The organism is Rhodococcus sp. PSi06, assembly GCF_054960675.1.
Genome location: NZ_JBHNYO010000021.1, coordinates 1 through 20,671 on the forward strand (window position 1 = coordinate 1; position 20,671 = coordinate 20,671).

General features: G+C 62.2%; 18 protein-coding genes. 8 read left to right on the top strand and 10 right to left on the bottom strand.

The window, feature by feature from the left end; translation table 11 throughout:
- Nucleotides 1–415 precede the first annotated feature (415 nt).
- Together ACFI9K_RS22950 and ACFI9K_RS22955 are read right to left on the bottom strand one after the other, a co-directional pair.
- Entirely contained in the window at nucleotides 416–1,069 is a 654-nt protein-coding gene (locus ACFI9K_RS22950; RefSeq protein ID WP_462665647.1) for a response regulator, read from the bottom strand.
- 38 nt (nucleotides 1,070–1,107) lie between these two features.
- Nucleotides 1,108–2,313, bottom strand: coding sequence for a sensor histidine kinase (locus tag ACFI9K_RS22955; protein WP_462665648.1), 1,206 nt, complete (start codon nucleotides 2,311–2,313; stop codon nucleotides 1,108–1,110).
- A gap of 165 nt (nucleotides 2,314–2,478) precedes the next feature.
- Between ACFI9K_RS22955 and ACFI9K_RS22960 the strand changes: the two genes are divergently transcribed.
- Nucleotides 2,479–3,102, top strand: a complete 624-nt coding sequence (locus ACFI9K_RS22960; protein WP_462665649.1) for a DUF4352 domain-containing protein — start codon at nucleotides 2,479–2,481, stop codon at nucleotides 3,100–3,102.
- Between the two features lie 79 nt (nucleotides 3,103–3,181).
- A complete protein-coding gene (locus tag ACFI9K_RS22965; RefSeq protein WP_462665650.1) occupies nucleotides 3,182–3,826 on the top strand; it encodes a vWA domain-containing protein in 645 nt (214 codons plus the stop codon).
- 260 nt (nucleotides 3,827–4,086) lie between these two features.
- Here the strand turns inward: ACFI9K_RS22965 and ACFI9K_RS22970 are convergent, their stop codons facing one another.
- Nucleotides 4,087–4,218, bottom strand: a complete 132-nt coding sequence (locus ACFI9K_RS22970; RefSeq protein ID WP_462665651.1) for a hypothetical protein — start codon at nucleotides 4,216–4,218, stop codon at nucleotides 4,087–4,089.
- A gap of 282 nt (nucleotides 4,219–4,500) precedes the next feature.
- Here ACFI9K_RS22970 and ACFI9K_RS22975 point away from each other — a divergent pair, with 282 nt between their 5' ends.
- Together ACFI9K_RS22975 and ACFI9K_RS22980 are read left to right on the top strand one after the other, a co-directional pair.
- The gene (locus tag ACFI9K_RS22975) at nucleotides 4,501–6,264 is read left to right on the top strand and encodes a nuclease-related domain-containing DEAD/DEAH box helicase (RefSeq protein WP_462665652.1); all 1,764 of its coding nucleotides are present in this window, start codon (nucleotides 4,501–4,503) and stop codon (nucleotides 6,262–6,264) included.
- A 2-nt stretch (nucleotides 6,265–6,266) separates the two neighbouring features.
- Nucleotides 6,267–7,214 (top strand): MBL fold metallo-hydrolase, encoded by a 948-nt coding sequence (locus ACFI9K_RS22980; protein WP_462665653.1) that lies wholly within the window; start codon nucleotides 6,267–6,269, stop codon nucleotides 7,212–7,214.
- Nucleotides 7,215–7,572: 358 nt separating this feature from the next.
- On the opposite strand, the gene ACFI9K_RS22985 is transcribed toward ACFI9K_RS22980, so the two are convergent.
- The 7 genes from ACFI9K_RS22985 to ACFI9K_RS23015 form a co-directional block, all read right to left on the bottom strand.
- Nucleotides 7,573–8,394: an ABC transporter permease gene (locus ACFI9K_RS22985; protein ID WP_462665654.1), complete on the bottom strand. Its 822-nt coding sequence runs from the start codon at nucleotides 8,392–8,394 to the stop codon at nucleotides 7,573–7,575.
- On the bottom strand, nucleotides 8,394–9,218 hold the full coding sequence (locus tag ACFI9K_RS22990; RefSeq protein ID WP_462665655.1) for an ABC transporter permease: 825 nt from the start codon (nucleotides 9,216–9,218) through the stop codon (nucleotides 8,394–8,396). Before ACFI9K_RS22990 ends, ACFI9K_RS22985 begins: the two co-directional genes overlap by 1 nt.
- Complete coding sequence (locus ACFI9K_RS22995; protein ID WP_051365403.1) at nucleotides 9,215–9,979, bottom strand: ABC transporter ATP-binding protein; 765 nt, start codon at nucleotides 9,977–9,979, stop codon at nucleotides 9,215–9,217. The genes ACFI9K_RS22990 and ACFI9K_RS22995 overlap by 4 nt, the downstream gene beginning before the upstream one ends.
- Nucleotides 9,980–10,055: 76 nt before the next feature.
- Entirely contained in the window at nucleotides 10,056–11,072 is a 1,017-nt protein-coding gene (locus tag ACFI9K_RS23000; protein ID WP_462665656.1) for an ABC transporter substrate-binding protein, read from the bottom strand.
- Between the two features lie 174 nt (nucleotides 11,073–11,246).
- Entirely contained in the window at nucleotides 11,247–12,506 is a 1,260-nt protein-coding gene (locus tag ACFI9K_RS23005) for an amidase (protein ID WP_462665657.1), read from the bottom strand.
- On the bottom strand, nucleotides 12,452–14,269 hold the full coding sequence (locus tag ACFI9K_RS23010) for a hydantoinase B/oxoprolinase family protein (protein WP_037148397.1): 1,818 nt from the start codon (nucleotides 14,267–14,269) through the stop codon (nucleotides 12,452–12,454). The genes ACFI9K_RS23005 and ACFI9K_RS23010 overlap by 55 nt, the downstream gene beginning before the upstream one ends.
- Complete coding sequence (locus tag ACFI9K_RS23015; protein WP_462665658.1) at nucleotides 14,266–16,347, bottom strand: hydantoinase/oxoprolinase family protein; 2,082 nt, start codon at nucleotides 16,345–16,347, stop codon at nucleotides 14,266–14,268. The genes ACFI9K_RS23010 and ACFI9K_RS23015 overlap by 4 nt, the downstream gene beginning before the upstream one ends.
- Before the next feature lie 305 nt (nucleotides 16,348–16,652).
- Between ACFI9K_RS23015 and ACFI9K_RS23020 the strand changes: the two genes are divergently transcribed.
- From ACFI9K_RS23020 to ACFI9K_RS23035, 4 genes are all read left to right on the top strand, one after another.
- On the top strand, nucleotides 16,653–17,387 hold the full coding sequence (locus ACFI9K_RS23020) for a FadR/GntR family transcriptional regulator (protein ID WP_032364336.1): 735 nt from the start codon (nucleotides 16,653–16,655) through the stop codon (nucleotides 17,385–17,387).
- Between the two features lie 131 nt (nucleotides 17,388–17,518).
- Nucleotides 17,519–18,067, top strand: coding sequence for a MaoC family dehydratase (locus tag ACFI9K_RS23025; protein WP_027497778.1), 549 nt, complete (start codon nucleotides 17,519–17,521; stop codon nucleotides 18,065–18,067).
- Nucleotides 18,064–19,281, top strand: a complete 1,218-nt coding sequence (locus tag ACFI9K_RS23030) for a CaiB/BaiF CoA transferase family protein (RefSeq protein ID WP_222095311.1) — start codon at nucleotides 18,064–18,066, stop codon at nucleotides 19,279–19,281. The genes ACFI9K_RS23025 and ACFI9K_RS23030 overlap by 4 nt, the downstream gene beginning before the upstream one ends.
- Complete coding sequence (locus tag ACFI9K_RS23035) at nucleotides 19,278–20,648, top strand: MmgE/PrpD family protein (RefSeq protein ID WP_462665659.1); 1,371 nt, start codon at nucleotides 19,278–19,280, stop codon at nucleotides 20,646–20,648. The genes ACFI9K_RS23030 and ACFI9K_RS23035 overlap by 4 nt, the downstream gene beginning before the upstream one ends.
- Nucleotides 20,649–20,671 lie beyond the last annotated feature (23 nt).

Here is a 20,671-nt window from a genome sequence, read left to right on the forward strand (position 1 = left end):
AACGAGGCTCTGAGACCATCGATGAGCCAGTCGACCAATCTGTGCCTTTCGTGGGGCTATGTCCAGCAGCCAGGCGGGGACGTGATTCGAGTCGGTGGGAAAGGGTCGGACTCGTTCGTCTGGCGGGCACCGTGCCGTCCTCGACACCGAGAACCGAGAACCACGTGTCGCACGGGCGAAAGCTCGGGCTGGTGGGCACGATGACCTCATCGCACGCAATGGACTCAAGAAGACCGCGAACCACGAGTACTTGTCCGTACAGCCTGCTCGCAGTGGGCTGGCGGGCAACCAGTGTGGTCACGTATCTCCCCCCGTGCAGATCAATGCGGGCAGAGTGAAGGTATCAACAAGGAAGGAAGATACGTGGAGAATGAATCCGATTGGTGGTCAAGGGCTCTGGCTCGGCTCGGCTCGTTCACGTGACCATTCCTGCCCGGAAGGCAGCCAGTGCCGCCTCGACTCGATTGCGCACACCGAGTTTCACGAAGATCCCGGAGATATGGGTCTTCACCGTTGTCTCGCTGAGGTACAGCTCGGAGGAGATATCCGCATTGGTCGAGCCAGTAGCCAAGATGCGCAGCACTTCTCGCTCCCGGGGGCTCAGCACGTCCATCGACACCGATGCAGGAGCCGCCGGCAACATCGACGTCGCCACAATCTTCCGGAGCGAATCCTCACTGAACAACGTGTTGCCAGATGCCACTGCTCGAACCGACTGATGGAACGTCTCGGGTGCCTCGCTCTTACTCAGGAAGCTGTGTGCCCCGGCCTCGATGGCACGTACGACCAGATCGTCCACATCCATTGCCGTCATCGCAATAACTTTCGGCCGATGGGCGAGCGTCATCAACGTGCGGGTGCATTCCAGTCCGCCGACCCGTCGCATCTGAAGATCCATCAACACCACATGCGGCCGGAACGCCGCCACCGCAGCAGGCACCCGATCGCCATCCTCTACATCCGCCACCACCGAAATGTCCGGGGTCTTCGCAAATATGTCGGTCACTCCCCGCCGAACGAAGGGGTCGTCGTCGACGACCAGAACGGTGATCACGGCTGGCGCTGTCATGGTTCGCTGAGCTTAGAACGCGACTCCGACACTGCCCGTCAGGAGTACCACGGCAACCAACACGACACCACGAACTCGTTCGGCTGCGCGCCGGCAGTGAACGTGCCGCCCACCCCGCGGACCTGTTCGGCCAAGCCCGCCAACCCTGTACCCGACCCGTGCGCGAACGCAGGTTGCCCCATCAGATGATTGCGCACATCGACGCGCACGCCCGTCTGATCGGACCCATTCACCGCCACCCGAATGGTCGAACCGCCAGCATGCTTCTGGGCGTTGGTGAGCGATTCTTTCACCACCCGATACGCCACATGACTGCTCGCAGCACCAATTTCACCGGGCGTCACGTCGAGCATCAGCGTCGTGTGCAAGCCTGCGTCCCGCGCCGAGTGCACCAGATCGGAAATGCCCTCGACGCTTTGCCGACCACCGCTTGAGGCATCGGCCGATCCGCGTAGCACGCCGATGATGCGCTTGAGCTCGTCCAACGCATCATGCGCGGTCTGTCGAATCATCGACGCCGTCTGGGCTACCTTCTCGGGCCCGTCGGCGCTGTTGACTTGCATTCCGCCTGCGAACAACGAGATGCGACTGAGGCTGGCGGCGAGGGTGTCGTGCATGTCGCGGGCGATGCGGGCACGTTCCGCATTCAGCAGCATCTCCTCACGAAGTGCGTTGGACTCCACCGTCACTTTGTCTCGCGTGACCACGGCCTCCGTCAGGTCGGATCGGGTGCGGCGTAGCACTGCTCCACCCACCACCAACCCGACCAGCACTGCAGCGACGACCCACGGAATCCACGCCGGGACGTCCCATTCGACTGGCGTCGACCCGTCCTTGGTCTTGGTCGAGCCGATGGTCAGGACGGAGTAGTACCGACTCCGATGCGCGTCGTACGTCAACGACACCCCACACACTAAGAACACCGCGACGGCGGCCATCACCAGCGGCTTGGTGCGTGCAAACGCACCGACGGCAAACAGAGCGATCAACGCCGCCGTCGCATCGGTGGCGAAGAACAGAGGCCCGGCCAACGCCAGCCCCAGAACCACCCATGGCCGCTCGTGTCGCCAGATCAAGGCGACACCGGCGATCAGGTTGAGCGCGACGCCGATGCCCAGGTTCCACCCCGGCGTTCCGGAGGAGCCGGCCAAGCCGGCGGTCATCAACGAGCAGAACAGGCTGAAGGCTACCGCCGCCGTCGTCCAGGCTTTGCGGCGCAGGGTGCCTGTCCGGTGGGTGCTCACGAACAGCAGCGTACGGCCGAGCACCGACACGACGGATCGCCCGATAGGCCCGCATCACCGTCGGTATGCGACCGAAAGTAGGAGGCGCACCGACCGGTCAGCTGAGGCGCGGACAGGCCCGACTGCGGTGTGGTTGATGCATCGCCGAACGAGAGGAATTTCGACATGACCAACCACAACCCGAACCCCCAGCAGCAGTACGCCCCGCCCGCTCCCGAGCAGAAGAAGAGTTGGTTTGCCCGACACAAGATCCTGACCGTCATATTGGCGTTCGTCGTGCTGGGTGTCCTCATTCGGCTCATCGGTGGTGGTTCGTCGGAGAGCCCGACAGCTCCCGCGCCGGCCGGATCCCCGTCGTCGGAAGAAGCGGCTCCTGCGGCCCCGGCCGAGCCGACTCAGCCGGGAATGGGCGTCCCTGTGCGCGACGGAAAGTTCGAATTCGTTGTCACCGCGGTCGCACCACCCGTCGCGACGGTCGGCTCGGAGTACCTGACGCAGACCGCGCAGGGTGAGTACGTCCAGGTGACGATGGCCGTGCGCAACATCGGCGACCGAGCACAGAGCTTGGACGCGTCCTCGCAGAAGTTGCTCGACGCGGACGGAAAGCAGTACTCCGTCGACAGCCTCGCGACCGCCTACCTCGACGAGGGCATCGGCTACGAACAGATCAATCCGGGCAACGCGCTGGACACGACCGTCGTGTTCGACGTCCCCGTTGGGACCGTGCCTGCCGAGATCGAGCTGCACGATTCGGCGTTCTCGGGCGGCACGACAGTCGCCCTCCGGTGATCGACGCGAACATCACTTGCGTTCTCGCCAAATCCAATTCACTCATTGCAGTTTCGGCTGCGACCTGTAGGAGGAAACCATGACCAACCCCCAGCTGTCCCTCGTCGCCGCACTGCTCGACCGGTCCGGCTCGATGTATTCCATCGCCGACGACACCCGCGGCGGATTCGATTCGTTCATCACCAAGGAGCGTGAGGCCGACGGTCGCACCGTGGTTACGCTCGCGCAGTTCGACGACCGGTATGAGCTGGTCTACGACAACACGCCCATCGAGGGCGTCGCTCCGCTCGTGCTCGAGCCGCGGGGCGGCACCGCGTTGCACGACGCGATCGGCCGGCTCGTCAGCGAGGTCGGTGCCGGGCTGGCCGCGAAACCGGAGGGCGAGCGTCCCGGCTCGGTGACGGCGCTCGTGATGACCGACGGTCACGAGAATGCGAGCCGGGAATGGACGAATTCTGCTGTGCGGGAATTGATCCATCGGCAGGAGTCCGAGTACAGCTGGGACTTCGTGTTCCTGGGATCGAACATCGACGCCGTCGAGGTGGGTGCCGATCTGGGTTTTCAGCGCGACAAGTCGATGACGTACGTCTCGACGTCGGTCGGCGTTACGGCTGCCTTCGATTCGGTAGCGGACTACCAGCATCGGAAGCGCTCGGCCGGTGTCGATGCGTGTTCGGTATCGGCTTTCACCCCGGAGGACCGCAGGCGCGCGCGAGGGGAGTAGGGGGTGATCCGATGGCCAGGTTCAGTCACTTCGCGTCGGAAGGAAATCTCGGGCGTGACAACCGGGCCTGCGGCGCTGCTGGTCGGCTTATAGCAATTCAGTGCGCCGACCCAACCCTGCTCTCCAGTCCTCGGATCCCAGCACGATAACCGCCGCAAAGGCATTGAGGGACGGTCGACTCTGTCCGATAGCAGCACCCAAATCTCGTGCGTTGTCAGAGGGCGCAATGCGGCGTCAGTCCCGTCCGCGTCCGCAGGGTGCTAAGCGCCGCTGTCTCGTCGCGAGGGATTCCGTTCCCAGAAGGTCATGAAGAGCTCCTGGAACTCGTCCTGTCGTTCGATTATCTCGTCGACCGACAACGACGGTTGAGCGCCGGAGCTGTGCGCGTCCATCGACTCACTCTGTACCCGGGTCGCGTGCGGTCGAGGGTTCGTTCGCGGTCGAGTCCGCGCGCACCGCGAAGTTGTGTCTAAGGGCGCGAACCCGCTGCAATCCAGCGTCGGATGCGGTGGTGCGGTCTGCCAAGGGTGTTGCATCGGCTAAACACAGAGCAGCTTGAAGCAATCGAACAGGGGGCTTATTGCCAGCACCCTGCATGGTTGCAAGACGCCCGCCTGCCGGTAACTCAGAGGGGTAACCGGCTACGATAGGACGAACGATTTGGAGGACGACCAGTGGCGCATCTCATCCCGCAGACCCTTGATACCAACGCACCGATGTCCGAACAACTGGTCTTCGAGGCCTTCAAACAGTTACCAGACTCGTTCACAGTGATGTCCGATGTCCCCGTAGGACTGTTCGGAAGACCTCACGCGGACCTCCGGCAGATCGACTTTCTTATATTGCACCAACAAATGGGAATTCTGGTGGTCGAGGTTAAGGGAGGTGGTATCAAAACAGAGTTCGGCACCTGGTGGACGCAGCCTCGCGGTTCATCATCGTGGAACGAGTTGTCCCGATCCCCTTTTAAGCAGGCTGCGGACCAGCGATACGTGCTTCAACGTTTCCTTAGCGAGAAGCTTAAGATCAATCGGACTTCATTTGCGCACGCCGTAGCCCTGCCTGGCGCACTAGTTTCAGGTGATCTTGGACCGGACGCTCCCCGAGAGCAAATTCTCGATATCGAGGACTTGAAGGATCCTCTCGAAGCGCTCCGCCGTGTTCGGCAAAGCTGGGGAACGTGCGGGCCGATTAGTCCGGATCTCATCAACAAGGCTTCGAATCTTCTCCGGCCTTCGTTTACTCTAGAAGTGGTAACGGCTGCTGGAGCGGCCGAGACTGGGATAGCTCTCGAAAGAGAGACTCGACGGCAATCTTTCATGGTCGAAAGTCAGGTAGCTTCGTACCGCGAGTTGTTGTCGTCGGATCGGGTCGTTGTTGTCGGAGGCGCGGGCACAGGAAAGACGGTCATTGCGGCCAAGCTTGGTGCGCAAATGAGTACTACTTCGGCTCGAACGCTGATCATGTGTCACCGTCCTGGAGTCCAGTCCTTTCTCTGTACGCAGCTGGGCATGAAAAGCACGCAACGTCAGTTTGATGCCAAATCAAATGATTCTCTTCAGGTGACATCCTGGCCTCGTCTTGCAAATGCAATTGCTCGCGACACTGATCGCCAGTCAGTCAATGCCCTAACTCCAGATCTTTCCGAAGTATTCCTTGAATATCGGGACTTTTTGTCATCCACGTTTGATGTGTTGATCATAGATGAGGGTCAAGAATTCACGGAAGAACAAGTCGAAGCGTTGACCTGGTTGATGTCGGAACCCGCAACGAGTCCATTGTACATATTCGCTGATCCTTTCCAGCACAGCGGAATATTTAGCACGCCAACACGCGATCGAATAGAAAAGAATATTACCTATAGATGGACTCCACCTAAGGGTTTTCAGACAGTTATGCTTACCTCGAACTGTCGGAACAGCAATCAGGTCTCTGAGCTGTCATCTCGGTTCTATCCGGGTCCGGCCCCCAAGCCGAATGTAGATGGCCCTGCACCGATCTTCAGGCGAGCGCATAAGAATTCCGTCGTTTTCGAGGCAATGAAGCTGATTTCTTTGCTGATCCGAGTCGACGGTTTCCGTTCCAATCAAATTCTACTGGTAGTCATTGGGATTCATTCCACCTCGATAGAGCGAGCAGCAGGCAAAGCTGGCATAACGCTGGTCGCGATTGACAAGCTTTTCAGGTTCCCGCTTACCTCGCGGGATTTGAGGGTTATGTGGGGCCGACCTGATGACGTTCAGGGACTGGAGGCCGACGTTGTGGTTGTCGCCTACGCCCATGATGCAAGCCAATCAGTGACAGCACGCGAAATGTATATAGCGTCGTCAAGGTGCAAGAGTTCACTGTACATAGTGTCTGATCTAAGCGAAGAATCAATTCGTTCTCTGGGCGCACCGTCTGAAATGCAACTTGAGATGGAAGTTGCGGAGGGGTAGAAGTGGCAAAATCGGGTCCTTGGTCGATTGTCTACGCGGGCGTAGGATCTTTGATTGGTCCTCCGCAGCGTGCTTTGCCGGCAATATTGGTCGAAACAGACTCTGTCGTGTACTTAATCGACTGTGGCGACGGCACTGCTGAGCGGTTAAAAAGACTTGGAAAGACGGCCGTGGATTTAGTCGCCATAACATCTATCGGCACCTCGGAGCTTGGGGGTCTAATTACGTTTGCGGAAATCAATATGCGCACTCGAAGACGCGCGCTTCGTGTGGTGGGTCCGCCGGGAATCGAGGAAGCGCTGAAAAGTATTAGTCTTATCTCGCCCTTCACGTCGTCGGAATTGTTCGAGATCACGGAAGTGGTTGCTGGTCGGGTTCTACACTCTAAGAGCGGAATCTACTTAGAAGCTGTTCCAATGGCAGTCGGAGCGGACGACTCTGCTTGGTCATATCTCGTTTATGAGGCGGCGCTGCCGGGGCGAGTTGACGCCGCTAAGGCCGCGCTCCTCGGAATAAGGGGAGCTGATTTTGGGGCACTACTTGGCGGAAATACGGTCCGAGGTGTTCGCCCCCGCGATGTTGTTGGTCCGCGCCGGCCAGGGAGGCGAGTGCTGATTGCTGGTCGTGGGCGAGAAACGCCAGAACTTCTAGACGCCGTCGAAAATTGTGAATTTGCTTCGTTTGCGGCACCGTTCACTGACGACCGACTGGAAATCGCCGAGGAATCCGGATATATGACCGGGTGGGAGGTGGCGGAATTAGCGGCTGAAAGAAATGTTTCTCTGACGGCAATGACAAGGTTGGGCCCATTCGCCAGCTTCTCGTATCAGCTCACCGAAGCTCGGCAATACAACACAAATATATGTGCGCCTCACGACTATGGAATAATTTCTGTGCCACTTCGTGAACGCGGGCTACCTATATATTCTGGCACCGTCAGCATAAAGTGACCAGCCCGTGACCCTGCGGTACTCAGCCTAAATTTGGGGAGTCCTGAGGGTCGTCGGAAGCAAAACTCACGAGGAGAGGTATCAGTGTTCAAAGGATTGGCGGACTCTTTCTGCAGCCGCAGAAAGAGTCTGATCAGCATCGGATGATCAAGCCGACCGAACGCCAATGTCCTCGATTGATGACGCAAAGCTCGTGGCTTGTCCGAATGTGAACCTTTGGTACAGGCCGCTGCGAACCATTGGCAGTCCTCGTCCACCCGTAGAGCGGCTTATCGAGTCGACGATCATGTTCGCGTTGATTACGACGGAGGAGAATACGACTTTATCGCCGATACGAACCTGAATTCGTTCTCCCCGTTCACCGACCGCCGTATTTCGAGGTGATGCGACTTTCCAACCACTGCAGCGCAATCGTGGGCGGCAATGCCATCACCAGGATCAAAACAACCGTGCCCATAATGTTCTCCATCCGCACCAGGCTCACGTTGCGGAGAAGTTCGTATCCGATGCCGCTGGACGACGAGAACATCTCGGCGAGCAGCAGACCCAGGAACGCCAGCCCGAAGGTCATGCGCATACCCGTCGCCAGCGCCGGGAGCACCGCCGGAATCACGATCTGACGGATCAACCTGGGCCAGCTCACCTGCAGTGACGCGGCCATCTTCAGGTGGATTCTCTGGACCGATGCCGTGGCCTCGACGGCGACGAGAAACATCGGGATGAACGCGGCGTAGAAGGAGAACCCGAATCGGCTCAGTGCGCCGATACCGAGGAACGACAGGAAGATCGGATACAGCACGATCTTGGGGATGCTGTTGATCGAATAGACGATCGGGGCGATGGTTCGGGTCCAGAACGGACTCAGGCCCAGCGTCAGGCCCAACAGTGAACCCACGACCGTACTGGCCAGAAACGCGAGCACGAGAATGCGGAGTGAGTCGTAGACGTTGGCTCGGAAGTCGGCGGTACCAAGGTCCGCAGCAAGCGAACCCATGGCCTCGGCGGGGGTCGGGAAAATGAGACTGTCCACGAGAACAGCCGCGACCCACCAGATCAACACCGCGACAACGGCCACGACCACCGGAGGCAGGAACCGTCGAGCGTTCGTGCGGCTAGCGGACAAGATGGCTTTCGGGGGAGCGGTCGGGGCGGTGGCAACTCTGTCCAAGGTGCTGCTCATCAGCGGCGCCTCCAATCGAATCGGTTGAGCGCGAGCGAGATCAGCGAGGTCGAGAGCAAAGCGATCAGCGCCACGATGAGGATCCCGGCGTACATGTCGGCGATGTCGAACCCGTCGTAGGCGATGGAGATGAAGTGCCCCAGGCCTTGGGTGGAGAGGATGAACTCACTGGCCAACACCGAGATGACGGCATACGAGAGCCCGAGCTTGAGTCCGGTCACGATGCTCGGCAACGCATACGGAAGAAGCACCGATCGGAAGTACTGCCACCGCGTCAACATCAGCGTGGTGCCGAGCTTGGTGACGATCGGCGACACCGCGTTGAAGCCGGTGCGTGCGTTCAACGCGACCACACCGAACGCGAAAATGGTGGACAGAATGGCGATCGGAGCCACGCCGGCACCGAACAGCACCACCATGATGGGGTAGAGCGCGAACGTCGGGACGGCGTAGTAGACGTTGAGGTACGGCTGAAATGCTCTGTCCCACAACTCGTAACGCCACAGAACGTACGCGGCGGCGACACCGAGTACGGAACTGAGCACGAAGGCCAGAACGATGATGCCGAGCGTTCGGCCCAACTCGTCGACGAGGAAGTCCGGGTCGGTCAGCAGGCTCAGCGACGTCGAGATCATGTCGGTCACCGGAACGATGTCCAGTGGTGAGGCGAAGAACCGTGCCGAGATGTCGATGGCCACCAGTGCCGCGACGAGGATGAGCACGGTCCAGCCCCATGCGGGGAGACCGAGTTGTGTGGAGGGTGCCGACCGGATGTATCCGGGGACCACGGAGGCGCGCGTGCTCTCGCGCGTCGGCGCACTCATGGTTCGATGCTCATCGTCTTCTTGGCTTCGTCGCGCAGACTCGACCAAATGCGTTCGTGCAGAGCAGTAGCCGCTGGGCTTGCGAGAACGTCCTCGGAGCGCGGACGGGGCAGGTCGATGTCCATCTCGTCGATGAATCGACCGGGCCGCGCACTCATCACCAGCACGCGATCGGACAGCAATACCGCTTCCTGAATGCTGTGGGTGATGAACAGGACTCCACACGTGAGCTTCTCGACGATCTTGAGCAGCTCGTAGGACATCACCAGTCGCGTCTGTTCGTCGAGAGCACCGAACGGCTCATCCGCGAGTATGAGGTCAGGCTCCATGGACAGGCAGCGAGCGATCGCCACACGCTGACGCATACCGCCGGACAACTGCGTGGGGTAGTGGTCGCCGAACTTGCTCAGCCCCACTGTGTTCAGCAGCTCGTCGGCGCGGGCGCGTCTCTCTTTCTTGCCGACACCCCGGACTTCGAGAGCGAACGCGACGTTGTCGCGAACGGTTCGCCAGGGCAGCGTCGCCGATTCCTGGAAGATGACCGCCGTCTTGGATCGAGGGCCGGTGAGCGGTTGCCCGTCGACCTGCACGGTGCCGCCATCGTGATCCTGGAGTCCGGCGAACACCTCGAGGAGAGTGGACTTACCGCAGCCACTGGGTCCGACGACGGAGACGAATTCTCCTCGGCCGATGGACAAGTCGATCTCGTGGAGGGCGGTGACATCACCGAAGTGCCGCGACACCGACGAGGCGACGGCGATGGCGGAGGTGGTGTCGGGGCGGGGTCGAGTCGCTGCGTGAGTCACGTCGCTACCTTCTGGTGGTGGGAAATTGCGGTCAGGAGTCGCAGTCGCCGGGAACATCGTTCTCTACTCCCGCGGCGAGGAAGTCCGGGTCGAACAGGGTGCAGAAATTGGGTACTCGATCGCTCCCGGACGCTTCTACGCCGTCCTGGGCGGATTCGACCGACGCGGCGTCGAAGCCGCCACCCCAGGTGTCGACCGAGGATGCGCGCACGACCACCGCGATGGCCGACTCCACATCGAATCCGGTGTAATCCGCATAAATCTGCGCTGCCGCAACAGGATCGGCCTTGATCGACGCCACCGCCTCGGTGTAACCGGCATTGATGGCGCGCACGACGCCGGGATTACTCGCGGCGTAATCCTTGGTCGTGGTGATCGTCGACTGCAGGAACCGCGACATGTAGTCGGGGCTGCTGACGATCAGCTTGAAATCCTCCGGCCGCTGTTCGGCGACGATGGAGGGAACGAGCGCGATATCGACGTTGCCGGCTTCGAGTAGTGCGAAGCCCTCGCCTATACCGCCGGAGGCAACCCGCTCGATCCGGCTCGGGTCGACGCCCGCAACGGAGGGAAGCAGACGCGTCAGAGCATCGGACGCCGAGTTGGGCCGGGTGTAGGCCCACCGGCGGACGTCCTCGATGGAGTTGATGTCGGGGTTGGAGGCGAGCGCGTAGAAGTTCATCGGGTACGGCCCCTGCGTGCCGCCGCCGACGATGCGCAGTTCGGAACCGGCCGCGTCCGCCTGCACGATCGACGGGTAGCTGACCTCACCGATGGGGATGTTGCCGTCGAGCAGTGTGCGCATGGTCGCGCTGCCGCCCTTGCCCGGAACGATGTTCTCCACGATCACGCCGTGCTTCTCGAACAGTCCCTGCTTCTGCGCGACAAGCCAAGGGATGCTGTAGATTTCGGCCGCTGCCGAGACGGTGACGTCGATCGTGACCGGATTGGCGGGGTCCGCGTCGGGGCCGGGATCCGATCCGCATGCCACCAGCGCGCCGGACAGCGCCACTGCTGTCATGATCGAGGTGATTCGGCGTAAATGCATCTGCGTCCTCGCTTGCTGATCGGCGTGACGGTGCCGAAGTGGGAGTGTCGGCTGTCGCAGGCCCACCCGTAGTGAGACGTACGTAACAGATGCTGACCACTTAAACATAAGATGTTTTAGGCGTCAAGGTGAGGTAAATGCGGACAATGTCCACTGATTGACCGCATGCACGGGTTAAAGATCAGATGTATGTGGTGGCGTGGCTCGATGCCAGTCCGTTACCGACTGATAGCGCTCGCCCACGCCGAACAGCGCGCCCTCACGGTGCGCAGCAGCGGTGAGCTGCGCACCCACCGGCATGCCCGAGGACGGGTGGAACCCGACCGGCAGAGCCAGCGTCGGGCCGTCGTGCAACGACCACGGGTACGTGAATTGTCCCATCCGGCGCGAGAGGGCAACAATGTCGTCGCCCCCGTCCCTCGGGGGAACATCGACGGGCATGGCCGGGGTCAGCACCGCATCGACACTCTCGAACGTGGCGGTCATGGCCTGACGGAACCGATCGCGGCCGGCGAATGCACGGTCACGGTCGGACTCGGAGATGCTCAGGCCCAACGCTATTCGCTCGTACGTCGCGGGCTGGAAACGTGAGGGGTCGGTGACGAGCCGGTGCCGATGGCGGCCAGCGAGGTCGCTGTAGACAATCGTGTAGACGATGTCCTGGGCATCGGCGGCATGCCCCAGTTCGACGGGGACGATCTCGTACCCCAGTTCGGCGAACGTGCGCACCGCAGCTGCGACGGTCTGCGCGACGCCCGGATCCACGTCCGCGGTGAGGAAGATGCTGGGAACACCGATACGTGTCACGGCTGATGGTTCGGACGCAATGGGGGACAGGACGTCGAACAGCGCCTTGACCTCTGCGACCGACCTTGCCATCGGGCCGACGGTGTCGAATTGCTCGCTCACCGGGAACACGCCGTCGTTGCTGATCGATCCCCAACTCGGGCGTAGACCGGTGATGCCGCACGCTGCGGCGGGGAGTCGCACCGACCCGCCGGTGTCGGTGCCCAGGGATGCGTCGACCAGTCCGGCGGCGACGGCAATCCCCGAACCGCCGCTCGATCCGCCGGGCACCCGAGCGGTATTCCACGGGTTGTACGACGGTCCTGCAGCCGAGTTCTCGGAGGTGACGCCGACGGCGAACTCGGCCATGTTCAGTTTCGCGACCACCGACCCACCTGCGTCACGTAGGCGGGTGACGACTTCGGCATCAGCGTCGGCGACGTTGTGCTCGAAGAACTCCGACGCGCAGGTGGTGTCGACGCCGGCCACGTCGATGTTGTCCTTGACGCCGATGCTCAGGCCGGACAGGGGCCCCGGGGTGTCGTTCCGGTCGTCGATCCACCGGACGACACCGCCGAAGGTCCCGTCCTCGATCAGGCCGCGCTCCGGGCGCGCAGCTCGGCCGTCGCGTCCTCGTCGACCGTCCACGAATCGGTGTTCACGACCACACCGTAGTCGCGTCGAGCATCGTCCTCGGTGAGGTACTCGTCCCAGACGTCGCTGAGCACCTGGAACGGATCACGCTCGAAGGGGTTTCCGAAGCCACCGCCCGAGGGCAGTTTGATCTCCAGCGTCTCACCGGAGCGAATCGTCTCCTGAGTGACCTTGGAGTACAACACTTCCTCGCGATCGGTCCCGGCGTTCCTGGTGAACGAGCCGGACACACCGTTGTGTCCGCCGAGAGCACCGGCCGGCGGATCCGATCGGTTGTCGGCCTCGGAACCGAGGAACGTATCGGTCTCCATCAACCACTTGCGCACACTGCCGATACCGCCGCGCCACTTGCCCGGTGCGGGAGCCTCGTCGCGCAGCTCGTACCGCAACGCGCGCATGGCGTGGTTGAGCTCGAGCTCCTCGATCGGGTTGTTGCGCGTGTTTGCCATCAGGGCGTCGACGGCGTCCATGCCGTCCTTGCCGTTGCGGCCACCGTAGGAGCCCTCGTTGATTTCGATGTAGACCCAATACGATTCGCCGTCCGGCGCGATACCGGAATAGGCGATGGCGCACAGAGCGGCGGACGATCCGGCGATGGCATGATCCGGAAGCACCGGGGCCAGAGCGAGATTGATCGAGTCGAACACCCGGTTCACCTGCGAGAACCGTGCGAAGCACGACGCGGGGAAGTCCGGGTTGAAGATCGTCCCCTCGGGGGCATAGGCCTTGACGGGCCGGAAGCACCCGTCGTTCTGGGGAACGAATTCCTCGGTGAGGTCCTCGTCGAGCAGAATCGTGCGAATGGCCGAGACGGCCACCGGTAGAACCGAACCCTCGAACGGGACGTTGAACGCGGTGGGCACCTGACTGTTGGAGCCGGTGAGGTCGATGAGAATGTCCTCGCCCTCGACCTGCACCCGCACGGCCACCTTCAGCGGTTCGTCGCGGTTCTTGCCGTCGTCATCGAGATACCCGATGGGTGCGGTGTAGCTGCCGTCGGGAATCTCGCGAATCTTTTTGCGCAGCATGGATTCGGAGTAGTCCATCCACCGCTCGCCCGCACTCATGACGGTGTCGAGGCCGTACTTCTCTAGCAGCTCGGTGAACCGCTTCTCCCCGATGCGCGAGCACGCGATCAGTGCTTCGAGGTCGCCGCGATTCTGCTCCGGGGTACGGACGTTGTCGAGGATGTGCTGAATCAGGTAGTCGTTGCGGACCCCGGCCTCGTAGATCTTCATCGAGTCCATCAGCTTGCCCTCGGCCCACACATCGACGACGTCCATGCACAGGCCGGGGAAGTTGCCGCCGACGTCGGACACGTGACCGGTACACCCGGCGAAGCCGATGTGCTCGCCCTGCCAGAAGATCGGAATGATCACGCCGTAATCGGGGGAGTGAGCCGCGCCGTGGTACGGATGATTGTGCAGCACCACGTCTCCGGGCTTGTACGTTCCCGCGAGGCGACGGTTGACACCCTTGATGTACGCCGGAATCGAACCACAGTGCATCGGAGTCGAATCCGATTCGCACAGTTCACGTCCGTTTATGTCGAAGATGCCCGCGCCGAGGTCCTCGGACTCTCGGATGAGCGAGGAGTACGCCATGCGATAGAGGACCTGGGCCATCTCCTTGGCCATCGACTGCAGGGCTCCGCCGATGACGCGCAGGGTGATGGGATCGACCTCGACGTCGTTCCAGGTTCGAGTGGATTCGCCCGCCAGAGATACTCCGGTGGTGGGCATCAGCGCCTTGCTCATGCGGGGTTCCTCTCGATGATGATGTGGCCGACGGCGTCGACGGTGGCGTGCTGGTTCATGCCGATGATCGTGGTGGAATCGAACTGCTCGACGATCGCCGGACCGTCGATCTCGTTGTTCGCCAACAACAACGACCGCTCGTAGACCGGGGTGTCCACCCACTGCGGCGCGGACGTCTCGTCCTGCCAGAACAGCGCCTGGGTGGTCGTCTTGATCGCGGCCGAGGAGTCGGCGGTGCCCACGGCGATGTCGGCGATCTGCACGTGGGGGACAGCTCCCACGCCGGTGACACGGACGTTGATCAGCTGCACGGGCTTGTCGTCGAATCGCTGTGAGTAGGTGCGGCCGTGCACCTCGTGGAATGCCTCGGCGACGGTCTTGACCCACACGTCGTCGATGTCGCCGTCCGGCGCGGCGACGCGCAATTCGTAGCCCTGGCCGACGTAACGGCAGTCGACGCTGCGTTCGAGCGAAATATTCTCGGCTGCAACTCCGTCCTTCTCGAGCTGCGCGACCGCGAGCGCGGACAGGCGCTCGATCTGCTCCTGCAGGAGTTCGATGTTCGGGTCGGCGGACGACGTCCACACCGTCGTCGGCTCCTCGTAGCGGATGTCGGTGGTGAGCAGGCCGACAGCGGAGGTGATGCCGGGGTGACCGGGCACGATGACCCGCGGAATACCGAGCTGGTCGGCGATCTGCCAGGCGAACAGCGGACCGGCGCCGCCTTCGGCGATCAGTGAGAAGTCGCGCGGGTCATAGCCTTTGCGCACCGAGTGCAGGCTGATCGCCTCGGTCATGGAATGGGCGAGGATCTTGAAGATGCCCATCGCCGCGTCGTCGAGTGGGGTGTCGAGCTTGTCGGCGATATGCGTCTGAATCGCCTCGCGTGCCAGCTCGGGCTTGACCTCCATGGTTCCGGACAGGAAGCTCTTCTCGCGCAGCCATCCCATCATCACCATGGCATCGGTGGAGGTCGGTTCGGTGCCGCCGTGTCCGTAGCAGGCGGGACCGGGAACGGCTCCCGCACTGCGTGGTCCGACGCGGAACATGCCCCCGTCGTCGACCACGGCGATGGAACCGCCTCCGGCACCGATGGTGTCGACCTCTGCCATCGGCACCATCGCGTGATAATCACCGATTCGGGTGTCGAGCAGATGCTTCATCCGCAGCGCGCCGTCCGGGGCCACTCCGACATCCGCAGAGGTGCCACCGACATCGAGAGTGATGACACTGGGGAAGCCGGACGCCTTGCCGATGGCGCAGCCGCCGAGCAGGCCGGCGACGACACCGCTGGTCAGGAGCGAGACCGGGATTTCGCTGGCGCTGCGCGAGGTGACGAGACCGCCGGCCGAGGTCATGAGGTGCACGTCCTCGCCGACCTGCGCTGCCTTGGCCTTACCGGCCAGATTCTCGATGTACTTCGAGGTCTTCGGTCCGATGAACGCGTTGAGCGCTGCGGTCGAAAAGCGTTCGTACTCGCGGTATTGCGGAGCGACCTCGCTGGACAAGGATATGAAGACGCCGGGAAACTCTTCTTCGATGATGGCTCGCACGCGCTGCTCGTGCGTGGGGTTGCGGTACGCATGCAGGAAAGCGACGGCGATGGCCTGCACACCTCGCTCACGCAACAGTCGAACCTGCTCTCGCACAGCATCTTCGTCGAGTGGGGTCAGTACATTTCCTGCGGCATCGATGCGTTCCGGAACGACGCGACGGTTGCGTCGCGGCACGAGCTGCCACTTCTGCCACGGAAGATCCTGGTAGTTCGAGTAATTGAGAGGACGCTTCTTACGCGCGATGTGCAGCAGGTCGCGGAACCCCTCGGTGGTGATCATGCCGACGTCGCAGCCGTTGTGCTCGAGCACGATGTTGGTGGCCACGGTGGTGCCGTGGAAGAACATGTCGATTTCGGACGGGTCGATCCCGGCACGTTCGGCGAGAACCTTGATGCCGTCCATCGTGCCAATCGAGGGGTCGTGATTGGTGGACGGGGTCTTGTGCACGACGACCGTGCCGTCGTCGTCCCACAGGACGAGGTCGGTGAACGTGCCGCCGACGTCGACTCCAATGCGTTTCATGCTGCGTCCGTTCTGTCGGTGCCCGAGGGGAGCGGGAAGGCGTGCTCCGCGTGTCCTACGAAGTCGTGGGGTCACTGCTGAGGTGACATGAGTCATAGTGCTGATGATCGACGGGAAAAGCAATACCTCTGATGTATTGCGTCGGCTTTGTCCAGATATCGGCCTAGATTCGGGTAGGTGTGCGCGGTTTCTTGCTAAAAAGCGGATGTATCCAGGGTTGCGATCTCCGCCTCTGCGGGCATCGGCCAGGCTAAGCTCGAGCCGACCGGTCAGTAGAAACAGTCGAGCGACATCAGGGGGAAGACGTGGCCCAATCGGCTCCGCTCAAGGCGACCGCCAAGAGTGTCCCCGCGTATGCGGTTCTCGCCGGCCATCTTCGGAGCCGCATTCTCTCCGGTGAGCTTCAGCCAGGAGAGCGGCTACCCGGCGAAGCCGAGCTCACCGCCGAATTCGGCGTCGGGCGTAGCACTATTCGTGAAGCCCTCCGTTCCCTGGCCAGCCAGAACCTGATCGAGACGACCAGGGGAGTGACCGGGGGAAGCTTCGTCGCCGTCCCCAGTGTCGGACACATCAGTGAGCACCTAGAAACCGGTGTGGCTCTGATGGCCGCCGCGGAGACTGTCACCGTCGACCAGCTCATGGAAGTGCGCAACCTGATGGAGGTTCCGGCGGCGGGCATTGCCGCGTTCCGCCGCACCGACGAGCATCTCGAGCAGCTCAACGCGACCATCTTCGATCCCAATCAAGTGCAGGGACCCGAGACGTTCGCCAAGAACCAGGAATTCCACCTCGTCTTGCTGCGCGCGGCCCACAATCCGCTGCTCGAGCTCATCACGGCACCCGTCTTCCGTGTCCTGTCCGGTCGATTCGGTCGTGACCATGCGCCCGAGGGCTTCTGGCAGTGCGTCGACAGCGACCACCGGGGACTGCTCGACGTGGTGGAGGCCGGTGACTCGATGGCCGCCATGGATCTGATGCGTAAGCATCTCGACCACCTCGGTGACTCGTACCGACAGATGGATCGACTTCGTAATCCGTAAACATCTGCTCTTTATCGAGTCGATTCACGCGAAGCTTGCTGATTGCCGGTTTTCTTGAACCCTTGACGCCGTAAACATCTGATGTTTATGGTCTAGGTAAGGCACTCGCCAAACCGACACGAGGAGACACGGTGGCAATCCATCCGGCCGTTCTGGGGCGCTTCTTCGACGACTACACCGTAGGGGACGTCTACCAACATCCCTTCGGGCGGACGATCTCGGAGACCGACAACACGTGGATCACGCTGCTGTCGCTCAACACCAACCAGAACCACTTCAACGCGCATCTGGCGTCGCAGAATCCCATCACCGATGGGAAGGTCATCGTCAACTCCGGCTTCACAGTCTCAGTGGTGCTGGGACTTTCGGTGATCGACATGAGCCAGAACGCGATCTCCAACCTCGCCTTCACCGACATCAAGATGTCCCACCCGGTCTATGCAGGCGACACCCTGTACGCCGAAAGCATCTGCACCGGGCTTCGCAAGTCCGAGTCACGCCCCTACGCCGGCATCGTCTCGATGATCACCCGCGGCCTCAATCAGGATGGCGTCGAGGTCATTTCGTGGAAGCGCTCTGTCATGGTCGCCACCCGCGACAGTGGCATCGGGCAGAACTACTTCCCCGAAGCGCAGAACGGACCGCTCGAACTTCCCCAGACTAAGGATTCCGACGCATGAGGCCACTCGAAGACGTACGCATCATTTCCCTCGAGCAGTACGGCGCAGGCCCGTTCGGTAGCTTGCACCTTGCCGACCTCGGCGCGGACGTCATCAAGATCGAGGACCCCAGCGTGGGCGGCGACGTCGGCCGCTACGTCCCGCCGTACAACGAGGGTGAGGACTCGCTGTTCTTCGAGAGCTTCAACCGCAACAAACGCTCACTCTCACTTGACCTTTCGACGCCCAGTGGGCGAGCGGTCTTCGAGGACCTCGTCCGTACCAGCGACGCGGTCTACTCCAACCTCCGCGGTGACGTGCCGGAGAAGATCGGCATCACCTACGACCAGCTCAAGCACCTCAATCCCGCAATCGTGTGCTGCAGCCTCACCGGCTTCGGTATGACCGGCCCGCGCTCCAAAGAGCCTGGCTACGACTACATTCTGCAAGGTCTCGCCGGCTGGATGAGCGTCACCGGCGACCCGGACGGCCCGCCGACCAAATCCGGTCTGTCACTGGTCGATTACTCCGGTGGATTCGTCGCCGCGATCTCCTTACTGTCGGGATTGCACGCAGCCCGACGCGACGGCATCGGCGGTGACTGCGACGTCTCGCTGTACGACACTGCGATGTCTCTGCTCACCTATCCCGCGACGTGGCATCTCAACGCCGGCTTCGAGCCGATCCGCACGAAGAACTCGGCTCACCCGTCTCTGGTGCCGTTCCAGGCCTTCGAAGCAACGGACGGATGGCTCATCGTCGGCTGCGCCAAGGAGAAGTTCTGGGACCGGCTCGTCGTCGCCATCGATCGCCCGGACCTCGGTGCCGATCCGCGGTTCACCAACTTCTCGCTGCGTGGCAAGAACCAGGACGTGCTCCTGCCGATCCTGGAAGAGGTGTTCGCCACCAATACCGTCGAGCACTGGCTCTCGAAGCTCGGCCCGGCCGGGGTACCTACCGGTCCGATCAACGACGTCGAGCACGCACTGACCGAACCGCACACGCTCGCACGCAATCTCGTGGTCGAGACCGAGCATCCGGTGTACAACACTGTGCGCCAGGTCGCCTCACCGGTGAACTTCGGATCCGAGGCCAAGCAGTACCGCCGCGCGCCGCAGCGCAACGAGCACTTCGACGACATCGTGCGCGAGCAGCTGGGCTACGACGACGATCGCATCGCGAAGCTGAAGGCGGAGGGAGCCTTCGGTACGGCGAAGGACGAGGTGCGGGCGTGACCTCGACGATCTTGGCTGAGTGGGCATCGAGTGTCACCGTCGCCGATCTGTCCGAGGACGTCCGGCACGCGGCCGCGCGGCACCTGCTCGATGGCGTCGGTAATACCGTTGCGGCCCAACGGCTCGGCTACGGCCGACCGGGCTGGACAGTAGCCGACGCCCTCGGCGGCCCACCGGAGGCGCGGCCTCTCACCGGAACCCGAGGATTGTCTGCACCGGCAGCCGCCTTCGCGACCGGGGTGATGCTGCACTCCCTGGACTTCGACGACACGCATGCGGGCGCACTGGTGCACGCGACGGCCGTATCGCTCCCTGCGGCATTCGCCGTCGGGCAGCAGGTATCGGCCTCGGGTGCCGATGTGCTGACCGCCGCGGCTCTCGGGCTCGAAACCGCCTGCCGCCTGGGTGAAGTCAGTCCGCACGGATTTCACGCTCGGGGTGTGCATGCCACGGCAGCGGTAGGACCGTTGACAGCCGCACTCGTCGCCGGACACCTCTCGAAGTTCGACACCGAGACACTGGTCAACGCCCTCGGCATCGCCGGGTCGTCGAGTTCGGGATTGCTCGAGTTTCTCGACACCGACGCCGACACCAAGGCGCTGCATCCCGGATCGGCGAGCATGAACGGTGTGCTGGCCGCCCGGCTCGCCGCCGCCGGTGCGACCGGACCCTCGTCGGTTCTCGAAGGTCGACGCGGAATCTACGCTGCGCTGACCGATCGGCCGACAAACTTTGCGGCGTTGACGGAGGGACTCGGTACGCGGTGGGAAGCCACCCGGATCGGCATCAAGCCGTATCCCAGTTGCCAGCTCATGCACGTGACGCTCGATGCGGTGTCGGAAGCGCTCGGCGACAACACAGTTCAGGCGAGCGATGTCGACGACATCGAGGTGTTCGTTCATCCCGATTCGAGTCCGTTCGTCTGCGGCCCCAACACCGGCGTCGCGTCACCGCGCAGTACCTACGACGGCAAGTTCGACCTGCCGTGGAGTGTGGCGGCACTGCTGCACGACGGAGCCATCACCGTCTCGACCTACACCGACGAATCCATCGCACGCGAGGACGTCCTCGTCACCGCCCGGAAGGTGCGGGTGACGAACCTCCCGTCCGAGGTTCCCGCGGCCGCCGCGTCGGGCAGGGCGGTTCTCACGCTTACCAACGGACGAGTGCTCGACGCCTCCGTCGGCGGCAGTCACGGATCTGCTGGGTTCCCGTTGAGCGACGACCGCCTGCTGGAGAAGTTTCTCGGCAACTGCGGCAACGACTCTCGTGCCAACGAGCTGGCCGACCGCGTCCTCGGGTTGGTCGACGAAACCGACCTGACCGCCATCCTCGACCTCGCCGCAGCCATCGCGCCGGCACCCTGACACTTCAACCGACAGGACATATC

Excerpts from the sequence above, each read along its gene's own strand:
- ACFI9K_RS22960 (WP_462665649.1), top strand. The coding sequence starts at position 2,479 with ATGACCAACCACAACCCGAACCCCCAGCAGCAGTACGCCCCGCCCGCT.
- ACFI9K_RS23030 (WP_222095311.1), top strand. The coding sequence starts at position 18,064 with ATGAGGCCACTCGAAGACGTACGCATCATTTCCCTCGAGCAGTACGGC.
- ACFI9K_RS23000 (WP_462665656.1), bottom strand. The coding sequence starts at position 11,072 with ATGCATTTACGCCGAATCACCTCGATCATGACAGCAGTGGCGCTGTCC.
- ACFI9K_RS22965 (WP_462665650.1), top strand. The coding sequence starts at position 3,182 with ATGACCAACCCCCAGCTGTCCCTCGTCGCCGCACTGCTCGACCGGTCC.
- ACFI9K_RS23015 (WP_462665658.1), bottom strand. The coding sequence starts at position 16,347 with ATGAAACGCATTGGAGTCGACGTCGGCGGCACGTTCACCGACCTCGTC.
- ACFI9K_RS22985 (WP_462665654.1), bottom strand. The coding sequence starts at position 8,394 with ATGAGCAGCACCTTGGACAGAGTTGCCACCGCCCCGACCGCTCCCCCG.
- ACFI9K_RS23010 (WP_037148397.1), bottom strand. The coding sequence starts at position 14,269 with ATGAGCAAGGCGCTGATGCCCACCACCGGAGTATCTCTGGCGGGCGAA.
- ACFI9K_RS22950 (WP_462665647.1), bottom strand. The coding sequence starts at position 1,069 with ATGACAGCGCCAGCCGTGATCACCGTTCTGGTCGTCGACGACGACCCC.
- ACFI9K_RS22990 (WP_462665655.1), bottom strand. The coding sequence starts at position 9,218 with ATGAGTGCGCCGACGCGCGAGAGCACGCGCGCCTCCGTGGTCCCCGGA.
- ACFI9K_RS22970 (WP_462665651.1), bottom strand. The coding sequence starts at position 4,218 with ATGGACGCGCACAGCTCCGGCGCTCAACCGTCGTTGTCGGTCGACGAG.